This is a genomic window from Chromobacterium alkanivorans (genome assembly GCF_016937655.1).
Lineage (GTDB): Bacteria > Pseudomonadota > Gammaproteobacteria > Burkholderiales > Chromobacteriaceae > Chromobacterium > Chromobacterium alkanivorans.
Genome location: NZ_JAFHKL010000001.1, coordinates 763758 through 785136 on the forward strand (window position 1 = coordinate 763758; position 21379 = coordinate 785136).

Here is a 21379-nt window from a genome sequence, read left to right on the forward strand (position 1 = left end):
TGTCCTCCTAGCTCGCGTCCAGCCGGCGGCGGAATTTGAGCGCGGTCAGTCCCAGCCAGAAGCAGGCGGACAGCAGCAGCCAGCCGGTGTTGAGCAGCAGCACCGGCCAGATGTCGCCGGCCTGGAACAGGGTTTGCAGCGCGCTGACGAAGTAGCGCGCCGGCACCAGATAGGTGGCGGCTTGCACCGGCGGCGGCATGCTGTTGATTTCGAAAACGAAGCCAGACAGCATGGTGGCCGGCAGGAAGGCGGCGGTAAGCGCGCCCTGGGCGGCGACGAACTGATTGCGGGTGACGGTGGAGAGCAGCAGGCCCAGGCCGAGCGCGCTGCCGAGGAACAGGCTGCTGACGACGAACAGCAGCCACCAGGAGCCGCGCAGCGGCACGTTCATCAGCAAGGTGGCCGCCAGCACGCAGACCAGCATCGCGGCCATGCCCAGCAGGTAGTAGGGCAGAATTTTGGACAAGAGCAGTTCGGCGCGGGTCACCGGGGTGGACAGCAGCGCCTCCATGGTGCCGCGCTCCCATTCGCGCGCGACCACCAGCGAGGTCAGCAGCGCGCCGATGATGGTCATGATCACCGAGATTGAGCCGGGCACCAGGTAGTTGCGGCTGACGGTGTCGGGGTTGAACCAGTAGCGCGGCTCCAGTTGCAGCTGGGCCGGCGGCTGCTGGCCGCGGTCCTGCGCGCGCTGGGTCAGCCAGACTTGCCAGGCCCCTTGCAGATAGCTGGCCAGGAAGTTGGCGGTATTGGGCTCGGCGCCGTCGGTCAGCAGCTGCGCCGCGGCCGCGCCGCGTCCCTGCGCGGTCTTGGCGGAAAAATCGGCGGGAATCACCACCATGCCGCGCACTTCGCCGGCGGCCAGCCGCGCGCGCATGTCGGCGCGGTCATGGCCGGGGCGGACCTCCAGATAGGGCGAGCCGGCCAGCGCGGCGGCGAAGCGGTGGGCCTCGGCGCCGTTGTCCTCCAGCACCACGCCGATGCGCACCTTGTTGGCGTCCAGATTGATGCCGTAGCCGAAGATGAACAGCAGCAGCACCGGCAGCACGAAGGCGATCAAAATGCTGCTGGGGTCGCGCACGATCTGCATGGCCTCCTTGCGGCACAGCGCCAGCAGGCGGGCGGGCTTGACGGCGGCGCTCATATTCCTGCTCCGGCGCGGTCGTTGGCCGCCACCAGCCGGATGAAGGCTTCCTCCATCGCGATCTCCTCTTCCGGGCCGGCGGCCTGGCGCTTGAGTTGGTCCGGTGTGCCGCTGGCGATCAGCCGGCCGCGGTAGACCAGGCCGATGCGGTCGCAGTATTCGGCTTCGTCCATGAAGTGGGTGGTGACCATCACGGTGACGCCCTTGTCCACCAGGCCGTTGATGTGGGTCCAGAATTCTCGGCGGGTGATGGGGTCGACGCCGGAGGTGGGTTCGTCGAGAAACAGCAGTGGCGGGCGGTGCATCAGCGCGCAGGCCAGCGCCAGCCGCTGTTTGAAGCCCAGGGGCAGCGCGCCGGCGAGCATGTTCAGATAGGGCGCGAGCGCGAACACGCGGACCATCTCCGCGACGGTGTCGCGCCGCGCCTGGCCGCTCAAGCCGTAGATGCCGGAGAAGAAGTCCAGATTGTGGGCGACGCTGAGGTTGCCGTAGAGCGCGAATTTCTGCGCCATATAGCCCAGCTGCCGGCGCGCGCGGCTGGCGCTGCGCTTCAGGTCTATGCCCATCACGCTGGCCTCGCCGGCGCTGGGGCGCAGCAGGCCGCACAGCATTTTGAAGGTGGTGGATTTGCCGGCGCCGTTGGGGCCGAGCAGGCCGTAGATTTCGCCGCGCCGCACCTGGAAGTCGATATTGTCGGCGGCGACGAAATCGCCGAAGCGGCGGGTGAGCTGTTTGGCGCGGATCACCGCGTCAGGGTCCACGCCGGCCGGCAGCTGCGCCGGCGGCATCCGTTCCGCCAGCGCCGAATCGCCGCCGGGGCCGCCGCCCAGCAGTTCGATGAAGGCGTCCTCCAGCCGCGGCGGAACAACGGCGAAATGGGCGTCCGGCCCGGCTTGCAGCGCCGCCAGCTCCGGCGGCTGGGCGGCCTGGCGCAGCACCAGCCGCAGCGCCTGGCCCTGGATTACGCCGTCCAGCACTTGCGGCTGGCGCAAGGCGCGCCGCAGCGTCTGGCGGCGGTTGCCGGCGATGCCGCGCAACTGCACGCTGCGGCCTTCCATGCGGCGGATCAGCTCGCCGGGCGCGCCGGCGTAAGCCAGCTGTCCGGCGTTCATCAGCAGCACTTGGTCGCAGCGCTCGGCTTCGTCCAGATAGGAGGTGCTCCACAGCACGGTCATGCCGTCCGCGGCCAGCTCGCCCACCATCTTCCACAATTCGCGCCGGGAAATCGGATCGACGCCGACGCTGGGCTCGTCCAGCAGCAAGACCCGCGGCTCGCCCAGCAACGCGCAGGCCAGGCCCAGCTTCTGCTTCATGCCGCCGGACAGCTTGCCGGCCGGCCGCGCGGTGAAGCGGGAGAGGTCGGTGAAGGCCAGCAGGCGCTCGAAGATGTGTCGGCGGCGCTCGCCGACGACGCCGCGCAGATCGGCGTACAGCTCCAGGTTCTCCTGCACCGTCAGGTCTTCGTACAGACCGAATTGCTGCGGCATATAGCCGATCAGCGCGCGCAGCGCGTCGCCGTCGGCGATCGGGTCCAGGCCCTCGATGCGGATGGCGCCGGCGCTGGCTTGCAGCAGGCCGGCCAGCAGCCGCAGCAGCGTGGTCTTGCCGGCGCCGTCCGGCCCGGCCAGGCCGGTGATCGCGCCGCGGCGTATCGTCGCGTCGACGCCGGCCAGCGCCTCGTGCGCGCCGAAGCGCTGGCAGAGGCCGCGGAGGATGATGGCGTCCAGCGCGTCCATCTCAGCCGCCGTCCGCCAGCGTTACCGTCACCGGCATGCCCTGGCGCAAGGCGGCGTCCGGGTTTCGCACCACCACGCGCAGCCGGTAGACCTGCGCGGTGCGCAGATCCTGGGTTTCCACGTTCTTGGGGGTGAATTCGGCGCTGGGGGAAACGAAGCCGACCACGCCGTCGTAAGGTTGGGCGCGACCGTCGCTGCGGACCTTGACCTTGGTTCCGGGCGCCATCTTGCCCAGATCGGGCTCGGCGACGTAGGCGCGTACCCATACCGGCCGGGTCAGCGACAAGGTGAACACCGCGCCGCCGGCGGGCAGCATGCCGCCGGGTTCGACCGCGCGGGTGAGAATGACGCCGTCGGCCGGGGCCAGCAGCCGGGTGTCGGCCAGCTGCAGCTTGGCCTGGGCCTGTTGCGCGGCCGCGCGCTCGGCGTTGGCGTCGGCCTCGGCGACTTCCTCCTTGCGGTAGCCGCGCTTGAGCGCCTGCCACTGCTGGCGCGCCGCTTCGGCCTGCGCGAGGGTCTGGTCGCGCTGCGCGCGAGCCTCGTCCAGCGCGCGCTGGGCGGAAGCGCCGGTGTCGGCCAGCTGGCGCTGGCGTTGGTAAGTCTGCTCGGCGTTGAGCTGCGCGGCGCGGCGCGCGTCCAGATTGGCCTGCGCCTGCTCGATGTCCTCGCGGCGCGGGCCGGCGCGGTACAGCGCCTGCCGCGCTTGGGCGGCGGCCAGGCCGGCGTCGGCGTCGCGCAAGGCGTTGCGGTAAGGGGCGGAGTCCAGTTCGCCCAGCACGTCGCCGGCGCGCACGGCGGCGCCCTCGTCCACGTTCAGGCTCTGCAAGCGGCCCGCCACCCGGAAGGACAGGCTGACTTCGCGGATGTCGACGTTGCCGGACAGGCTCAGACGTTCTTGGGCTAATTGCCGCTGCCGCCAGGCGTAGCCGCCGCCGGCGAGCAGGGCGACGACGACGAGGCCGATGAGCAGAGGGGGACGCTTCATGGCTGTGGCTCCAATGGGCGCAGACCGCGCAGCGCCCATTGCAGGCGTTGCTCGATGTGGCGCGGATCGATGGCGTAGGTGTTGAAAGCCTGCTGGATCAGGTCGGGCAGCAATGGTTTGCCGGCGATGATGTGCTGAGCCAGCGCCGGCAGGCCCAGCGCGGACATTAGGAACAGGGCCTGGTGCAAGGGATCGCCTCGCTCCAGCTCGCCGGCCTGCTGCGCGTCGACAATGCTTTGCAGCAGCAGCTTGGGATGGCGCGGCGCCAGCGTGGACAGGAAGGCCTGCGCGGCGGCTTCGCCGGCGGCGGCGTCCAGCAGCATGTGGGCGACGAGACCGCCGTGCTCGGCGACGAATCCCAGCAGCTGGCGCAACAGGGTCTGCAGCCGCGGCAGGGCCGATGCTTGTTGCAGCAAGCGCGCTTGCATTTGCCGGAACAGCGGCGCGTACCAGTTTTCCAGCAACTCGGCCAGGTAGCGGTCGCGGCTGCCGAAGTGGTAGACGAAGCTGCCGGGGTTGACCTCGGCGCGCTGGCACAGGCCGCGCACGGTGATCGCGCGCAGGCCGGCCTCCTTGGCCATGGCCAGTCCGCAGTCCAGCAATTGCTGTCTAGTCGCGTTGTTGGGTTTCATATCGTTATTTTTATACGAGCGTATAAGTTCATGCAAGCTAAATTTGTACGGTTGTATAAATTGTTGGAAATTCTGGCGGGAACGCCAAGTGCTTGTTTTAAAAAGCGGCGGCCGCAAGCCTTGTCGCCGCGGGCAAATTCACCGCGCGGCGGCATGTGCCGGCGGAAAATAATCGGCCATAATTGGAGCGTCGGCGTCAGCCGCCACCAAGAATCCCGCAGCCGCGCCGGGCGTCTTCAGCCCAGGTTACGGTGAAAACAGCGATCCGTCGCACCATTATCAAAGGGGACACATAATGTTGGCCATCATCGGCGGCAGCGGCCTGGCCCAGCTGCCCGTACTGGAAGTCACCCATCGTCAAGTTGTGCGCACCCCGTATGGCGACCCGTCCTGCGCGCTGACCTTCGGCCGCCTGAGCGGACAGAACGTGGTGTTCATCGCGCGCCACGGCTACGGCCATTCGCTGGCGCCGCATGAAATCAATTACCGCGCCAATATCTGGGCGCTGCACGATCAGGGCGTGAAAGGCGTGGTGGCCATCGGCACCGTGGGCGGCATCCGCCCCGACATGCCGCCGGGCCGCCTGGTGGTGCCGGACAACCTCATCGACTACAGCTGGGGCCGCAAGCACACGTTCTTTGAAGGCCTGGACCGTCCGGTGGTGCACGCCGAATTCTCCGCGCCCTATGACGACGCGCTGCGTCAGCGGCTGATCCGCGCGATGGCGGACAGCGGCCACAGCGGCGTGGTGGGCGGCGTTTACGCCTGCACCCAGGGGCCGCGCTTGGAAAGCGCCGCGGAAATATTGAAGTTGGAGCGGGACGGCGCCGATATAGTGGGCATGACCGGCATGCCGGAAGCGGCTTTGGCGCGGGAGATGAACCTGCCTTACGCGCATCTGTGCCTGGTCAGCAATTGGGCGGCCGGCAAGGGCGGCGCGGCGACGGTGGAGTTTAATCCGGAGACCGGCGCGCGCGGCACCGAGGGCGTGATGGCTGCGCTGGCGGCGTTTTGTTGCTCGAAGTAGCTTAAACCGCAGAGGCGGTCGAAGGATATTTTCGCTTGGAGCAGGGGGCGAAGGCTTGTTGCCGGGAGCGCCGCATTGCAAAGCGTGTGTTTCATTTTGCGAAAATAATAAATGGGAGCAAATGTGAAAGCGGTGATACTTGCAGGCGGGCTCGGCACTCGGATATCCGAAGAATCTTATTTGAAGCCTAAGCCGATGATTGAAATCGGCGGCAAGCCCATTTTATGGCACATCATGAAAACTTATTCGCATTATGACGTGAACGAGTTCGTGATTTGCTGCGGCTACAAGGGCTACATCATCAAGGAGTATTTTGCCAACTACTTCTTGCATATGTCTGATGTGACCATCGATATGTCCAACAATGAAATCGAGGTGCATCAGCGTTATGTCGAGCCTTGGCGAGTGACTCTGGTCAACACGGGCGAGGATACTCTAACCGGCGGGCGTCTTAAGCGGGTTAGGGAGCATTTGAACCATCAGCCATTTTGTTTTACCTATGGCGACGGGGTTGCCGATATCGATATCAAAGCGTTGATTGAGTTTCATCGCTCTCACGGCAAGGCGGCCACGGTGACCGCCATTCAACCGCCCGGCCGTTATGGCGCCCTCAAAATCAAGGGCGAAACGGTGAGCGGTTTTCAGGAAAAGCCAGCTGGCGACGGGGCTTGGATCAACGGCGGTTTTTTCGTATTGGAACCTCAGGTATTCGATTACATCGAGAATGATCAGACCAGCTGGGAGGCGGAGCCTCTGGTGCGTTTGGCCAAGGAGGGGCAGCTGATGTCCTATCGGCATAAAGGCTTCTGGCAAGCGATGGATACGCTGCGCGACAAGAATCAGCTGGAAAAACTGTGGGCGGATGGCAATCCTCCGTGGAAGGTGTGGTCGTGAGACTGTTTGGCGATCGCTATCGCGGCCGCAGGGTGCTGTTGACCGGTCATACCGGCTTCAAGGGCAGTTGGCTGGCCGCCTGGCTGACGCGTCTGGGGGCCGATGTCACCTGCCTGGCTTTGGACCCGGAGGGGAGCCCCAATCATTGGGATCTGCTGGCGTGCCCGGTACGGGATCTGCGTGTGGATATTCGCGATTCCGCGGCGGTGCGCGCGGCCTTCGACCAAGCGCAGCCGGAGATGGTGTTCCATCTGGCGGCCCAGGCTCTGGTGAGGCGTTCCTATCGCGATCCGCTGGAGAATTGGTCCAGCAATGTGATGGGAACCGCTCATGTTCTCGATGCGTGTCGGCAAACCTCCAGCGTGCGCGCCGTGGTGGTTGCGACAACCGACAAGGTCTACGCCAACCGCGAATGGTCGTGGGGGTATCGAGAGGTGGACGCGCTTGGCGGCCATGATCCTTACAGCGCCTCCAAGGCGGCCTGCGAACTGTTGGTGGACAGTTATCGGAAGTCTTTCTGGCAGTGCGATGACGCGCCGCTGTTGGCGACGGCCCGCGCAGGCAATGTCATCGGCGGAGGCGATTGGTCGGCGGATCGATTGATTCCCGACTTGGTGCGCGCTGTGACGCAAGAAACCGCTTTGCACATCCGTTCGCCGGGCTCCACCCGTCCATGGCAGCACGTTCTGGAGTGTTTGTCCGGCTATCTGTTGCTTGGCCAGCGTTTGCTTGAGGGCGAGAGGGCGCTGGCCGAGGCCTGGAATTTTGGCCCGCAGCCTGAGGCCAACCGCAGCGTGGCGGACGTATTGGCTAAGCTGCAGCGGTTTTGGCCGCAATTGGACTGGCAAGTGTCGTCCGAGGAGCACGCGCATGAAGCCGGGCTGCTGTACCTGGATTGCGCGAAGTCCCGCAGCCGTCTGAATTGGTGCCCGGTGCTGAGCTTGGACCAAGCTCTGGAGATGACGGCGGACTGGTACCGAAGCCACCATGCTTCAGGTCAGGTCATCACCTTCGATCAAGTCGCGAACTATATCGAGTCCGCTCGCGCGGCAAACGCGGTTTGGGTTTCCTGATGCAGATTCGACAAACAGGCATAGATGGCGCTGCGCTTGCGGAGACGACGCCTTATGCCGACCACCGTGGCGCATTTTCCCGCTTGTTTTGCGAGCAGGAACTGACTGATTTGCTGGGTGGCCGGCGCATCGTCCAGATCAATCACTCGCGGACCCGTGTGCTTGGCGCGGTGCGAGGGATGCATTTCCAGCACGCGCCGCATGCGGAGATGAAAATGGTGCGTTGCATTCGAGGCCGGGTGTGGGATGTGCTGGTGGATCTGCGCGCGGGTTCTCCCACTTTTCTGTGTTGGCACGCCGAGGAGCTGAGTCCCGACACGGGACGCATGCTGGTGATTCCCGAAGGCTGCGCGCATGGATTCCAGGTGCTGGAGCCGGACAGCGAACTGTTGTACCTGCACACGGCGCTCTATCAGCCCGCAGCCGAAGGGGGGGTGCGTTACGATGAGCCGCGGGTGGACATCCGCTGGCCGCTGCCGGTTCGCGATCTCTCCGAACGCGACCAAAACCATCCCTTGTTGTCTTTTGATTTCACCGGGCTTGCACCATGAATTGCCGACACTGCGCAGAGCCGTTGCAGCATACCTTTCTCGATCTAGGCTTCGCGCCGCCGTCCAATGCGTATTTGAGCGAGGCGGAGCTGAGCGCCCCGGAAACGTATTTCCCGCTCAAGCTGAAAGTCTGCGGCCATTGCTGGCTGGTTCAGACTGAGGATTACGCCAAGGCGGATCTGCTTTTTTCCAAGGATTACGCGTATTTCTCCTCGACTTCCAGCAGTTGGCTGGCGCATGCGGCCCGCTATGTCGACGAGATGGTTGGGCGCTTGGGGCTTGGCGCGGACAGTTTTGTCATCGAGGTCGCCGCCAATGACGGTTATTTGCTGAAGAACGTGCTGGCCGCCGGCATTCCTTGTCTGGGCATCGAACCGACCGCCAGCACCGCCGCGGCCGCGGAGCGGCTGGGCATTCCGGTGTTGCGCGAGTTTTTCGGAGAAGGCCTGGGTCGGCGCTTGGCGCGGGAGGGAAAACAAGCGGATCTGATCGTCGGCAATAATGTGTTTGCCCACATTCCTGACATCAATGATTTCAGCCGCGGGCTGAAGGCGGCGCTCAAGCGCGGGGGAACCATTACGCTGGAGTTTCCGCATCTGATGCGCCTGATCGAGCATGTCCAGTTCGACACGGTCTATCACGAGCACTTTTCCTACCTGTCGCTGCATACGGTCTCCCGTATTTTGGCCGCCGCCGGTCTGCGGGTGTTCGATGTGGAAGAGCTGCCGACCCACGGCGGCAGTCTGCGCGTGTTCGCCTGCCACGCCGACGACGAGAGAGTCGACGCTCCTTCCATCGCGGAGGTGTCGGCCGCCGAGGACGCGGCCGGGCTGCGGGGGCTGACGGTCTATTCCGCTTTCCAGCGGCGGGTGGATGAGGTGAAGGATGGCCTGCTGACGTTTCTGCTGGAACAGAAGCGAGCAGGCCGGAAAGTCGCCGCCTACGGCGCCGCGGCCAAGGGCAATACCCTGCTCAACTACGCAGGGGTCAAGCCGGATCTTCTTCCTTTCGTCTGCGACGCCGCGCCGTCGAAGCAGGGCAAATACCTGCCGGGCAGCCATGTGCCTGTTTTCGCGCCGGCGAGAATGGCGCAGGAAAAACCCGACATTGTGCTGATCCTGCCCTGGAACATCGCCGCGGAGGTCATGCAACAGCTTCACTATATCCGGGAGTGGGGCGGCCGCTTCGCCACCGCGGCTCCCGCGCTGGAGATTCGATGAAACCGCGTATCCATTACACCAAGCCGTCCATCACCGAGCTGGAGGTCGAATACGCGACCGATGCCGCCCGCAACGGCTGGGGCGAACGCTGTTACGACTACATCGTCAAGTTCGAGACGGCGTTCAAGAGCCATCTAGGAGTGGGGTACGCGATTGCGACTTCCAGTTGCACCGGCGCCTTGCACATGGGGATGGCCGCGCTGGGCATCGGTCCCGGCGATGAGGTGATTCTGGCCGACACCAATTGGATCGCGACAGCCTCTCCCATTGTTCATCTCGGCGCCCAGCCGGTGTTCGTCGATGTTCTGTCAGACTCCTGGTGCGTGGACCCGGCCAAGGTGGAGGCGGCGATCACGCCGCGGACCAAGGCCATCGTGGCGGTGCATCTATACGGCAATGTTTGCGATATGGACGCTTTGCTGGCGATAGGGCAGCGTTACGGAATTCCCGTCATCGAGGACGCGGCGGAAGCGATCGGCTCCGAGTATCGCGGCCAGCGGGCTGGTTCGATGGGGCGGTTTGGCGCATTTTCTTTTCATGGTACCAAAACCTTGACCACCGGCGAGGGCGGCATGTTCGTCACCAACGACGCCGCGCTTTATCAGCAGGTGCTGACCCTCAGCAATCATGGCCGCGTCAGCGGGCAAAGCAAGCAGTTCTGGCCGGACATGGTGGGTTTCAAATACAAGATGTCGAATATTCAGGCCGCGCTGGGCTGCGCTCAGATGGAGCGCATCGAGGAGCTGATCCGGCGCAAGCGCGAGATATTCGACGCTTATCGTCAGCGGCTGGAGCCGCTTCCCGGCGTGAGGATGAATCCGGAACCGGAGGGCGTCGTTAACGGCGCCTGGATGCCTACCGCCGTGTTCGCGCCGGAGACCGGGGTCACGCGCGAGGCGCTTCAGGCGGCGTTCGCCGAGGAAAACGCCGATGCGCGGGTGTTTTTTTGGCCTTTGTCGGGTTTGCCGATGTTTGAGCCCAAACCCGATAACCGCAATGCCTGGTCCTTGCCGGCCTGCGCGATCAATTTGCCCAGCTTCCACGATATGACGCAGGATGACATCGAGCGCATCGCGGGCGTGGTGCGCCATGTGCTGCGAAGCCGTTGAGCGGATTAAGAGGCATGCCAAGGAGCGGATGGGCTGAGCGATGACGACGCAGAGTCTGATTGAAACCCTGGCTGGCGCGTTTGCGCAGCATGCCGCGCGTCCGCTGTTCGAGTCGGAGGAAGGCGACGTCGTTTCATACGCCGAAGTGCTGACGCTTGCCCGCCCATCGTTGGCGAACGAGTTGTCGCGGCGATTGGTGTTCTGCCTTTGCGAGAATGATATTGGCGGTTTGGCCGGTTATTTCCATTTGCTCTGCGTCGACGCGGTGCCCTTGATGCTGGCGGCCAACTTGCCCAGTCAGCAACTGCAGCCTTTGTTGGATGCTTATCGGCCCGCATTCATCTGGTTGCCGGCTTCTAGGTTGGCCGAGTTTCCCGGCGCCAAGGCCGTGTTCGCCTACCGCGATTACCGCCTGATCGCTCATGAGGAGGCCGACTATCGCGTTCACGACGAGTTGGCTCTGCTGCTGAGCACCTCGGGCAGCACCGGCAGTCCCAAATTTGTGCGTTTGTCGCGGCGGAATGTGTTGAGCAATGCCACGGCTATTGCCCAGTATCTGGCGCTGAACGCCGATGAAGTGCCGATTACCACGCTGGCGCCCAGCTATACCTACGGGCTGTCGATTCTGCACAGCCATGCTTTGGCCGGCGGCAAGGTTGCGGTGACCCGGAAGACTTTTTTCGAGCGCGGGTTTTGGAGCTTCCTGCAAGCCGTGCGCGCGAGCAGCTTCGGCGGGGTGCCCTACCATTACGAGATGCTGAAAAAGTTGCGCTTCACCGGCATGGAGTTGCCCTGCCTGCGCACGCTTACCCAGGCCGGCGGGCGGATGGCACCTGAACTCAGCCGCGAGTTCGCATTGCATTGTCAGAGCCGCGGCATGCGATTTTTCACCATGTACGGCCAGACCGAAGCCACGGCCCGGATGTCCTATCTGGCGGCGGACAAGGCGGCGCTCAAGGCGGGCAGCATAGGCGCGGCGGTGCCGGGCGGGGCCTTCTGGCTGGAGGACGAGAGCGGCGGGAAGCTGGAAGGCGCGGAGGCGGAAGGGGAGCTCGTGTACCAAGGGCCTAATGTATCGATGGGCTATGCGAGCGGATTCAAGGATCTTGCCCTGGGCGACGAGCGCAAGGGCGTGCTGAGAACCGGGGACGTCGCGCGTAGGGACGGCGATGGCGATTACTACATCGTCGGGCGCTTGAAACGTTTTTTGAAACTGTTCGGCCATCGCATCAATCTGCAGGAAGTGGAGCAATATCTGCTGGACGCCGGCCATGTCGCCGCTTGCGCCGGCGCCGACGACAGGCTTGAGGTTTATGTGCCGCAGGGCGACGCCGCCTTGGCCAAGGAGATCAAGATCATGCTGGCGCGCTATCTGACGGTGACGCCGCAGTCGGTCAAGGTGATGGCCGCCGGCAATTTGCCGCGCAATGCTTCGGGGAAGATCCAGTATTCGGAATTGACGCCGCAAGCTTGGGAGATTCAAGCATGAGCGCGCCGGATTTCTCGCCATGGCTGGAGCTGGGGGCGTATTCGCTGGATGCCGCGGCTAAGTCCGCGGCGCTCTCCGCGGCTTTGCGGGAACTGACGCAATGGCATGCGGATCAGTGTCCGGAATACGCGCGGATCTTGGCATTGCAAGGCATGAAAGACGCGTCGGCCGGCGGGCTGGAGGACATCCCGTTTCTGCCTGTCCGCTTGTTCAAGGAGTTTGACTTGCTTAGCGTGGAGCGCAGCCAGGTATTCAAGACCATGACTTCGTCGGGCACCTCCGGCCAGCAAGTTTCGCGCATTTATCTGGATAAGGAGACTGCGGCATGGCAGACCAGAATACTGACCCGATTGATGGGAACGGTGCTGGGCAAGAAAAGACTGCCGATGCTGGTGATCGACTCGCCTAGCGTGTTGCGGGATCGGGCGGCGTTTTCCGCGCGTGGGGCCGGCATACTGGGTTTCTCCATGTTTGGACAGGATGTGACTTACGCGCTGAATGAGAAGATGGAGTTGGACCTGGATCTTGTGCAGGCCTTTCTGGAGCGGCATGCGGGGAAGCCTGTCTTCATCTTCGGTTTTACCTTCATGATCTGGCAGCATCTGGTGCTGCCGCTGCGGAAAATGAACAAGCGGCTGGCTATCTCGGGCGGCATCGTGCTGCATGGCGGCGGTTGGAAAAAGTTGCAGGATCTAGTGGTGGGCAACGAGGACTTCCGGCGCGCGCTTCAGGAGTGCGCCGGCGTGGAACAGGTGGTCAATTATTACGGCATGGTCGAGCAGACCGGGTCCATTTTCCTGGAGTGCGGGCATGGACATTTGCATGCCTCCATATACTCCGACGTCTTGATCCGCCGACCCGGTGATTTCAGTCTCGCGAGCACGGGAGAGGAGGGCTTGATCGAAGTCCTGTCCCTTGCACCGCGCAGTTATCCCGGCCATGCGCTGTTGACCGAGGACCTGGGCGCCGTACTGGGAGAGGATGACTGTCCGTGCGGGCGACTGGGCAAGTATTTCAGGGTGGCCGGCCGAGTGGCGCGGGCCGAGGCGCGTGGTTGCAGTGATACCTATGCTTATGAAGCGCATGTCTGATATCCCCGTAGAGATTCTGGCCGGCGCAAGCCCGGAGCGGATTGTTAGTCGGCCGCTGCCGCCTTACTCGCCGAGCGTCGTCGCGTTTTTGGCGGCTCTTTCCAAGGCTTTGTTGGCGCGCCGGGAGCTGCGGCCTTATCCGGATATCGCCGCGTTTGCCTTCTGGTGCCGCAAAGCCAATCTGCGGCAGCTGGCCGGCGCGTTTGGCGCTGCCGGGCAAAGACTTGGCCGCGGCTTGGCCCTGCATATCGCTCCGTCGAACGTACCGGTCAATTTCGCGTTCTCGTTCGCCTTCGGTTTGCTGGCCGGCAACGCGAATATCGTGCGAGTGCCCGGCGCGTCTCATCCGCAAGTGGCGATGATTTGCGAGGAGATCGAGCGGTTGTTCTCCTTGCCGGAGCACGCGAACATCGCGGCGATGAACGCCTTGATCCGCTACCCGCGCAACGACGAGGTGACGGCGGCGCTGTCCCGCGCCAGCCATGCGCGAGTGCTTTGGGGCGGAGACGAAACCATCGCCCATTTGCGAGCGATACCGACGCAGGCGCGTTGCGTGGATGTCGCGTTTGCCGACCGTTACTCGCTATGCGTGATGGCGGCGGAGGCGGTGCTGGCTGCGTCCGAGACGCAACTGGCGGGGCTGACCGAAGGGTTTTACAACGATGTGTTTTTCCTGGATCAGAACGCGTGCTCGTCGCCGCATCTGATTTTATGGCAGGGCAGCCAAGAGCAGGCGGAAGCGGCGATGCTTCGCTTCTGGCCGGCGATGCGGCGTTTGTTGGCGAGCAAGGGAAGAATGCCGGCCTTGCACGCTGTTGAGAAGTTTACGCATTTGTGCCGCACGGCCATTCGTTTGGACGCGGCCGCGTCTTCAAGCAGGCATGCCAACGATATTTATCGCGTGCGTTTGGCGGAGTTGCCCGAAGACATCGATATGCATCGCGGGCGTTATGGTTTCTTTTTTGAATATGTCTGCGCCGATCTGAATTGCCTGAAGCGGATAGTGGGCGAGCGTTATCAAACCCTGAGCTGTTTTGGTGTGGATAGGCAGCAGTTGATCCAATTTGTCGTTGCCGAAGGCTTGATCGGTATCGACCGGGTGGTGCCGGTAGGCAAAGCGTTGGATATCGGTGTGATTTGGGACGGTTACGACTTGGTCGGCACGCTATCTAGAGTGATCAGCGACCGGTAAACTAAGGCTTTTAAACTTTCGACAGGTTAAGCGATGAGTCATCTTGAAAAATACGACCAGGCTTTCATGGAAACCTTCATGGTGGAGCAAAAGGATTTGGCTGCGCTGAAGTATCAAGACATCGCGGCTTGGGACAGCGTTGGGCATATGGCCTTGATGGCGGCGCTGGAAGATGCATTCGACATCGAGATGGATATCGACGACATCATCGAGTTTTCCAGCTATGCGGCGGGTCAGGCGATTTTGGCCAAGTACAACGTCGTCATCGAGCCGGCGGCATGAGCACCCTGAACGGACCGGCGGCCCTCGACATCAAGGAGATCATCCAATGTCAGCGCAATCGGTATCCGGTGCTGTTGATCGACAAGATCGTGGAACTGCTGCCCGGTGAACGGGCTACCGGCATCAAGCGTTTTACTTACAACGAGTGGTTTTTCCCCGGCCATTTCGATGATGAGCCCAATGTGCCCGGCTTTGTGCAGATCGAGACCCTGGTTCAGGCCTTCATCCTCACTTTCTTGTGCAAGGATGAGTACAAGGGAATGAAGACCAACTTCGTCTCAATCAACAATATCCGTTTCAAACGCAAGATCGTGCCGGGCGATACCCTGCGCGTCGAAGCCAGCTTGAAGTCCTTCAAGCGCGGCATCGCCATCGGCTCGGCCGAAAGCTATGTGGACGGCGAGCCGGCGTGCAGCGCCGAATTCGTGGTGGCGGTGCCGGACATCCTTGATCAGTTCAAGCCCAAGGCCGCGAGGGAAGCGTGATGATGCGGGTTGCGGACTACATCATGCAGCGGCTGGCGCAAGCCGGCGTGGAACATGTGTTCCAAGTGACCGGGCGCGGGTCTTTGTTCCTGAACGACGCTTTGGCCAAGCATGCGGCTTTGAGGCCGGTGTCCTTGCACCATGAGCAGTCCTGCGCGTTTGCCGCCTTGGCTTACGCCGAGCAAAGAGGCGGCTTGGGCGCTTGCCTGGTTTCGACTGGCTGCGCATCCACCAATACCTTGACCGGCGTGCTCTGCGCCTGGCAGGACGCGGTGCCATGCGTTTTCATCTCGGGCCAGAACACTTTGCGCGAGACCAGCCGCCACACCGGCATTCCCCTGCGCACTTACGGGCAGCAAGAGGCCGACATCGTGAGCCTGGTGAGCCCGATGACCAAGTTTGCGCGCATGATCTCCACCCCGGAGGAGATCGTGCCGGCGATGGAAGAGGCGCTGCGGCAAGCCATGTCCGGCCGCAAAGGCCCGGTTTGGCTGGACATCCCGCTCGACCTGCAAAGCGCGCTGATCGACCCCGAGCAGCTGGAGCGTCCCGCAGCCCCTTCAGACGCGCCGCCGCTTCCTGCGCCGGCAGACGTGGCCGCGGTGCGCGCTCGCTTGCGCGACGCGCAGCGACCGGTATTGCTGATTGGCAGCGGCGTGCGCGCAGCGGGGGCGGAGGATTTGCTCAAGACTCTGGTCGAGCGCTGCAATATTCCGCTGACCTATACCAGCGCCGCGCCGGACAGCTATGGCGCGGCCCATGATTTGTCCATAGGCTCGGTTGGGTCGATGGGCTGCTCGCGCGCCGGCAATTTCGCGGTGCAGAACGCCGACTTCGTGCTGGTGCTGGGCTCGCGGCTGTCTTCGCTGACAACCGGTCCTGACTTCTGCAAATTCGCGCGCGGCGCGCATACCGTCGTCGTGGACATCGATCCGGTGGAACACAGCAAGGACGGCATTCGCATCGACCAATTGCTGCAAGCCGACGTCCATGCCTTCCTCAGCGCGCTGTTGAGCGAGAATATGCCGACGGCTCCGGCGCCATGGGCCGACAAGTGTCGGCATTGGAAAGCGCTGTTCGGCGCGGTTGAACCGGCGTTCGCCTCCGACGCCGCCGTCGATCTTTATCAGCTGGCCGAGATCCTGGGGCGGACGCTGCCAGCGCCGGCCACGCTAGTGACGGACTCTGGCCTGGTCGAAGTCATTCTGCCGACCAATATGCGTTTCGCCGACGGGGTCCATTGCATCCATCCGGTTTCCCAAGGCGCTATGGGTTTCGCCTTGCCTGCGGCCATCGGCGCATGGCATGGTCGCGAGCATCCAGTGGTCGCCGTCATCGGCGACGGCTCCATCATGATGAATCTGCAGGAGCTGGAGAGCATCCGCTACCAGCGTTTGCCGATCAAGGTGGTGGTGATCAACAACAATGTTTACTCCATCATCCGGCGGCGGCAGCGCGATCTGTTCCGCAAGCGGACCATAGGCACTGATCCGGACAACGGCGTCAGTTGCCCCGATTTTGCCCAATTGGCCCAGTGTTTCGGTTTCCATTACCAGCGGATCGAGCGGGCTGGCGAACTGGATGCCGGCTTGGCCTCCATGCTGGCCCACGAAGGGCCGGTGTTGTGCGAAATCATGGGGCGCGTGGACCAGGGGTATATCGAGCTGGGCCATGCCCGCAGCGAAACGGACCGCAGGTTCGTGCGTCGCCCGCTGGAAGACCAGCAGCCTTTTCTTGAGCGCGAATTGTTTTTGCGAGAAATGATAGTCGAGCCCATCGACCAGTAAGCCGGAGACCTTGCATGTCAGTTATCACCCTAGGCAATGGACGCCAAATTGGGGATTATCTAAAGCCCTATGTGGTCGCCGAACTCAATACTAGCCATTTCGGCGATCTGGGCATTGCGCGCGCGATGATAGACGAGGCCAAGGCGGCCGGCTGTGATTGCGTGAAGTTTCAGTCCTGGAGTGCGGAGACGCTTTATTGCGACAGCTATTACCAGGCCAACGCCATCGCCAAGCGCATCGTCAAAAAGTTTGCTCTGGACAGCGCCCAACTCAAGGAGCTGGCCGGATACGCCGCCGCGCAGGGCATCGATTTCGCCTCGACGCCTTACTCCATTCAGGAGGCGAAATTCCTGGTGGCCGAGTGCAAGGCGCCCTTTATCAAGATCGCTTCGATGGAGCTCAACAATCTGCCTTATCTTGAGCAACTGGGGCGTTTGGGCGCGCCGCTGGTGCTGTCCACCGGCATGGGCACTTTAGAAGAGATTCGCGAAGCCGCGCGCGTGATCGAAGCCAGCGGAAACCGTCAGTTGATCATCCTGCATTGCACCTCGATCTACCCGTCTCCCCCGCAACTGGTTCGTTTGCAGAACATCATCGGTCTGCGCAGCGAATTTCCGGCCTTCCCCATCGGTTATTCCGATCACAGCCAGGGAATCGAGATACCCGCCGCCGCGGTGGCGCTGGGGGCTTGCCTGATTGAGAAGCACTTCACTTTGGATAGCTCGCGCATAGGCATGGACAATCAGATGGCGACCGAGCCCGAAGAAATGCGGGCGATGATAAGAGCCTGCCATCGGGTGCACGAGGCCATGGGCGGCGCCGGACGCGTGCTGAGCGTGGAAGAGCAGGCTCAGGCGCGGAAAATGCGGCGCAGCATCGTCACCCGACGCGCTTTGCCCGCCGGCCATGTGTTGACCGAGGCCGATCTCGACGCCAAACGTCCCGGCGACGGCATCGCGCCATCGCTGCTGGCGATGGTGCTTGGGCGGACGCTCAAGCACGATCTTGGCGCTGAGACGGTGCTGAGCTGGTCGTCGCTGGCGGACCATGAGCCAGCCTCCATCTAAGACCGGGATTGGATATTGAACGTGATAACGCCTAATGCCATCCAGCCCCGCCTGGACGACGTGATCGCCGGCCGGCAGACGCTGGAGCTCGACATTCTGGACGATGACGGCCAGTTGTGCGGCGTGTTGCGGCCGCTGACGCGGGCCGATTTGGACGACGCGGAGATCATTCGCAAACTCACCGAGTGGCGCAATCAGAATATGGCGAACTTTCTGAGCCATTTTGTCGCGACGCCTGAGCGGACCCGAAACTGGATGAGCGAGGTGCTGTTCAAAACGCCGGGACAGTTGTTGTTTCTGGTTTGCGCGGATGGCCAGGTGGTCGGGCATTTCGGCTTCAAGGACCTGAGCCGCGACGAGGTTTTGCTCGACAACGCGATGCGAGGCGAGCGCCTGGGACATCCCAAGCTGTTTGTCCACGCCGGCAGGCGATTGGTCGCCTGGCTATTGCAAGAGGCCGCCGTGCGGCGCGTTCATGCTTATGTGATGACGGACAACGTGGCCTCGGTGATGATGAACAAGCAGATCGGCTTTGCCGGCTGGCTGCGTCACCCGCTGATCAAACGCGCCAAGGACGGGGAAACGCGCTGGGAGATGGGCGAGCCGGGAGAGGCCAGCCCCGATGCGCGTTATTGTTTCCTGCTCGTGATCGAACAGCCAGAGTGATGTTTTTCTCCGAGCTCGGGGCGGTTTCGCCGTTCCGCCGCCGGATTCCATATTGAAGGAAGCACCCAAATGGACGAGATTCAAAAGTTTGCTCGAGAAGTTGAGCAAAATATTCAAGGTCTGGCGGAAGACCAAGAGCTCCAGCAACTGTCGCGCGTCTGGACCCGCGAGGTGGCCCGGCACAAGTGGTCCTATAATTTCGCCTGGATGGGTCGGCCGGCGATCCAGTTTCCCAACGACGCCTGGGCGATGCAGGAATTGATCTGGCAGGTGAAGCCGGATCTCATCATCGAGGCGGGCATCGCCCATGGCGGCTCTCTGGTGTATTACGCTTCCTTGCTGGCCATGCTGGACATGTGCGAGGCGGTGGAGAGCGGCGTGGCTTGCGATCCCGCCAAGACGCGGCGAAAGGTCTTGGGCCTGGACATCGATATCCGCTCGCATAACCGCGTGGCGATCGAGAACCATCCGATGGCCAACTGGATTCAGATGATAGAGGGTTCCAGCGTGGCGCCGGAGACGATAGCCAAGGTCGCCGACATCGCCAAAGGGTATCGGCGCATCTTGGTGAGCTTGGATTCCAACCATACCCATGAGCATGTGCTGGCCGAGTTGAAGGCGTATGCGCCCTTGGTGACGGCTGGAAGCTATTGCGTGGTTTTCGACACCATCGTCGACGAGATGCCGGCGGAGCTCTCGGCGGATCGGCCTTGGGGGCCGGGCAACAATCCTAAAACCGCGGTGCGCGAATATCTGGCCCAGCATCCCGAGTTTGAGATCGACGCCGATATTCACCACAAATTGCTGATCACCGTTGCGCCGGACGGCTATCTGAAGCGTATCGCCTGAACCATCAAGACGGCTCGGGCTGCCAGACCCGCCACGGCGCCCGGCCGCTTTCCCACAGTTCGTCCAGCTGGATTTTTTCGCGCAGCGTATCCATCGGCTGCCAGAAGCCGGCATGCTCGAAGGCGGCCAGTTGTCCCATGGCGGCCAGCTTCGCCATGGGTTCGCCTTCCCAACTGGAGTGGTCCCCGTCGATCAAGGCGATGACTTCGGGCTGCAGGACGAAAAATCCGCCGTTGATCCAGCCTCCGTCTCCCGGCGGCTTTTCCTTGAAGCCAGTGACCCGGCCGCCTTTGGTCACTAGCGCGCCAAACCGTCCCGGCGCCTGCACCGCCGCCACCGTCGCCAATTTGCCGTGTTCACGGTGAAAGGCGATCTCCGCCGTCAGGTCGATGTCGGCCAGTCCATCGCCATAAGTGAAACAGAAGGCTTTACCAGCCGGCAGATAAGCGGCCACGCGCTTGAGCCGGCCTCCGGTCATCGTGTGCTCCCCGGTATTGACCAGGGTCACATGCCAGGGCTCCGCATGTTGGCGGTGTACTTTCATCTGGTTCTGGGAAAAATCGAATGTCACATCGGACATGTGCAGGAAATAGTTGGTGAAATATTCCTTGATCACATAGCCCTTGTAGCCCAGACAAATGATGAAGTCATTGATGCCGTGGGCGGAAAAAATTTTCATGATGTGCCATAGGATGGGCCGCCCTCCCACGCTGATCATAGGCTTGGGTTTGAGGTGGCTTTCCTCGGATATCCGGGTGCCGAGCCCGCCGGCCAGGATCACTGCTTTCATCTGCGATGTTCCAAGGCGTCAATCAACGAATGCTGCCGTAACGCTCGTGCAGCAGCACATCCATGAAGTTGGCGGCCGAGGTCTGCGCCTTGATGTACTCGGTCAGAATGGGCGAGGTTTCCTCGCTGATTTGAGGAAAGGACAAGCCATAGCATGCCAGGGTGTTGCGATATTTGAGCAGGCAGCAGCTGGTGATGCTGTTGATCATCATATCCCGTTCCGGCCCGGCGGGCAGGTTGCGCCTGATGACGTCTATGTAGGCGTTGATCTGGTTTTCGTAGCTGGCGAAACCGTCCAGACCGTCTAGCATCAGCTTGCGCTTATAGGCCTCCTGGTCGCCGTAGTCGTGAGCCTGACGCATGAAGAACAGAATTTCAGGATCGTAAGAGAACGAGCCTTGAGCGGCCATTTCAAACAACAGGACATGGTCGATGCCGACGATGGGCATCGCCACATTGCGGTATTGCACTTTGCGGAAGGCGGACATGCGGTTCATGCCGTAGGCCTGGTAGGCGTAGACCAGGCCCCAGGCCACCACATGCATGCGCGAGAAGGTGTCCATGCCGCGCGTATCGAAGATGCCGCCGATCTGGCTGCCCACGCCGCTTTCATTGAAAAAGGCGGAGGCGGTGACCGCCAGGACCACATCCGGCTGGTTGTCCAACTGGGCGACGCAGCGTTCGATGTATTGCTTGTGATACAAGTCGTGACCGGCGGCGAACATCATGTATTCACCGCGGCAGCGATCAAAAATCCGGTAGAAGTTCTGCGGTGCGGCCACCGTTTCCTCAGTGCGCAGCAAGGTGATGCGGGCATCCACCGCGGCATAGCTTTGCAGCAGTTCGTAAGTGCCGTCGTCTGAATGGTTGTCGGAGATGATCAGTTCGAAATCGCCGTAAGTTTGCCCCAGCAACGATTGCAAAGTCATGTCCAGATATCTTGCCTCCCGGTAGACGGGCATGCCGATGCTTACTTTTGGAATAGTCATTATTCTGCCTTGTATAGATTGGAAGTCGTTGCTGCTGCCTGCATTCTAGCCAAGCCCAATGAAAACCGGCGACTGCAAACCGCAGTCGGGGATGTCTTGAGCGTTACGGCGACAAGCGGTGAAGCCGCTGTTGCGAGCGCGATGGGAAGCGCGCTTATCCTACCCAGGCGGGATAGCGTGCCGCCGACTCCCTGCCCGGGAGGCGGGGAGGCCGAGCGCGGCAGACACGTCCTGTTGGGCGCGGCTGGAAGCGCGGGCCCGCTAGGCTGGGGCTTTACCGCAATGCGTACTGCCATGTTTGGAGTATCCGCGTTCAACTCAA

The 21379-nt window shown here is 62.4% G+C and carries 21 protein-coding genes; 15 read left to right on the forward strand and 6 right to left on the reverse strand.

Annotation, left to right across the window (positions count from 1 at the left end):
- Positions 1–7: 7 nt before the first annotated feature.
- From JW897_RS03545 to JW897_RS03560, 4 genes are read right to left on the reverse strand one after another with little or no spacing between them, the layout of a single operon-like run.
- A complete protein-coding gene (locus JW897_RS03545) occupies positions 8–1144 on the reverse strand; it encodes an ABC transporter permease (protein ID WP_205465174.1) in 1137 nt (378 codons plus the stop codon).
- Positions 1141–2880 carry an ATP-binding cassette domain-containing protein gene (locus tag JW897_RS03550; RefSeq protein WP_205465175.1) on the reverse strand — a complete coding sequence of 580 codons (1740 nt, stop codon included), beginning with the start codon at positions 2878–2880 and terminating at the stop codon, positions 1141–1143. Before JW897_RS03550 ends, JW897_RS03545 begins: the two co-directional genes overlap by 4 nt.
- Before the next feature lies 1 nt (position 2881).
- On the reverse strand, positions 2882–3865 hold the full coding sequence (hlyD, locus tag JW897_RS03555) for a secretion protein HlyD (RefSeq protein ID WP_205465176.1): 984 nt from the start codon (positions 3863–3865) through the stop codon (positions 2882–2884).
- The gene (locus tag JW897_RS03560; protein WP_205465177.1) at positions 3862–4497 is read right to left on the reverse strand and encodes a TetR/AcrR family transcriptional regulator; all 636 of its coding nucleotides are present in this window, start codon (positions 4495–4497) and stop codon (positions 3862–3864) included. Before JW897_RS03560 ends, hlyD begins: the two co-directional genes overlap by 4 nt.
- Before the next feature lie 295 nt (positions 4498–4792).
- Between JW897_RS03560 and JW897_RS03565 the strand changes: the two genes are divergently transcribed.
- The 15 genes from JW897_RS03565 (at position 4793) to JW897_RS03635 (ending at position 19279) form a co-directional block, all read left to right on the forward strand.
- The gene (locus JW897_RS03565) at positions 4793–5524 is read left to right on the forward strand and encodes an S-methyl-5'-thioinosine phosphorylase (protein WP_205465178.1); all 732 of its coding nucleotides are present in this window, start codon (positions 4793–4795) and stop codon (positions 5522–5524) included.
- A 123-nt stretch (positions 5525–5647) separates the two neighbouring features.
- On the forward strand, positions 5648–6418 hold the full coding sequence (gene rfbF / locus JW897_RS03570; RefSeq protein ID WP_205465179.1) for a glucose-1-phosphate cytidylyltransferase: 771 nt from the start codon (positions 5648–5650) through the stop codon (positions 6416–6418).
- Entirely contained in the window at positions 6400–7491 is a 1092-nt protein-coding gene (rfbG, locus tag JW897_RS03575; protein WP_048414361.1) for a CDP-glucose 4,6-dehydratase, read from the forward strand. The genes rfbF (JW897_RS03570) and rfbG overlap by 19 nt, the downstream gene beginning before the upstream one ends.
- Positions 7491–8042, forward strand: a complete 552-nt coding sequence (locus JW897_RS03580) for a dTDP-4-dehydrorhamnose 3,5-epimerase family protein (protein ID WP_205465180.1) — start codon at positions 7491–7493, stop codon at positions 8040–8042. Before rfbG ends, JW897_RS03580 begins: the two co-directional genes overlap by 1 nt.
- Positions 8039–9262 carry a class I SAM-dependent methyltransferase gene (locus tag JW897_RS03585; protein ID WP_205465181.1) on the forward strand — a complete coding sequence of 408 codons (1224 nt, stop codon included), beginning with the start codon at positions 8039–8041 and terminating at the stop codon, positions 9260–9262. Before JW897_RS03580 ends, JW897_RS03585 begins: the two co-directional genes overlap by 4 nt.
- Positions 9259–10371 carry a DegT/DnrJ/EryC1/StrS family aminotransferase gene (locus JW897_RS03590; RefSeq protein WP_205465182.1) on the forward strand — a complete coding sequence of 371 codons (1113 nt, stop codon included), beginning with the start codon at positions 9259–9261 and terminating at the stop codon, positions 10369–10371. Before JW897_RS03585 ends, JW897_RS03590 begins: the two co-directional genes overlap by 4 nt.
- Positions 10372–10411: 40 nt before the next feature.
- Positions 10412–11860 (forward strand): AMP-binding protein, encoded by a 1449-nt coding sequence (locus JW897_RS03595; protein WP_205465183.1) that lies wholly within the window; start codon positions 10412–10414, stop codon positions 11858–11860.
- A complete protein-coding gene (locus JW897_RS03600; protein WP_205465184.1) occupies positions 11857–12951 on the forward strand; it encodes a LuxE/PaaK family acyltransferase in 1095 nt (364 codons plus the stop codon). Before JW897_RS03595 ends, JW897_RS03600 begins: the two co-directional genes overlap by 4 nt.
- Entirely contained in the window at positions 12944–14143 is a 1200-nt protein-coding gene (locus JW897_RS03605; RefSeq protein ID WP_205465185.1) for an acyl-CoA reductase, read from the forward strand. The genes JW897_RS03600 and JW897_RS03605 overlap by 8 nt, the downstream gene beginning before the upstream one ends.
- A gap of 33 nt (positions 14144–14176) precedes the next feature.
- A complete protein-coding gene (locus JW897_RS03610; protein ID WP_205465186.1) occupies positions 14177–14425 on the forward strand; it encodes a hypothetical protein in 249 nt (82 codons plus the stop codon).
- A complete protein-coding gene (gene fabZ / locus JW897_RS03615) occupies positions 14422–14910 on the forward strand; it encodes a 3-hydroxyacyl-ACP dehydratase FabZ (protein WP_048414315.1) in 489 nt (162 codons plus the stop codon). Before JW897_RS03610 ends, fabZ begins: the two co-directional genes overlap by 4 nt.
- Positions 14910–16697: a thiamine pyrophosphate-binding protein gene (locus JW897_RS03620; RefSeq protein ID WP_205465187.1), complete on the forward strand. Its 1788-nt coding sequence runs from the start codon at positions 14910–14912 to the stop codon at positions 16695–16697. Before fabZ ends, JW897_RS03620 begins: the two co-directional genes overlap by 1 nt.
- A gap of 14 nt (positions 16698–16711) precedes the next feature.
- Positions 16712–17764: an N-acetylneuraminate synthase family protein gene (locus JW897_RS03625; RefSeq protein WP_048414317.1), complete on the forward strand. Its 1053-nt coding sequence runs from the start codon at positions 16712–16714 to the stop codon at positions 17762–17764.
- A gap of 21 nt (positions 17765–17785) precedes the next feature.
- Positions 17786–18430 carry a GNAT family N-acetyltransferase gene (locus JW897_RS03630; RefSeq protein ID WP_231589272.1) on the forward strand — a complete coding sequence of 215 codons (645 nt, stop codon included), beginning with the start codon at positions 17786–17788 and terminating at the stop codon, positions 18428–18430.
- A gap of 69 nt (positions 18431–18499) precedes the next feature.
- Entirely contained in the window at positions 18500–19279 is a 780-nt protein-coding gene (locus JW897_RS03635; protein ID WP_048414318.1) for a cephalosporin hydroxylase family protein, read from the forward strand.
- 4 nt (positions 19280–19283) lie between these two features.
- Here JW897_RS03635 and rfbF (JW897_RS03640) read toward each other — a convergent pair whose 3' ends face one another.
- Entirely contained in the window at positions 19284–20069 is a 786-nt protein-coding gene (gene rfbF / locus JW897_RS03640) for a glucose-1-phosphate cytidylyltransferase (protein WP_205465188.1), read from the reverse strand.
- Positions 20070–20091: 22 nt separating this feature from the next.
- Complete coding sequence (locus JW897_RS03645) at positions 20092–21057, reverse strand: glycosyltransferase family 2 protein (protein ID WP_082158955.1); 966 nt, start codon at positions 21055–21057, stop codon at positions 20092–20094.
- Positions 21058–21379: the final 322 nt, after the last annotated feature.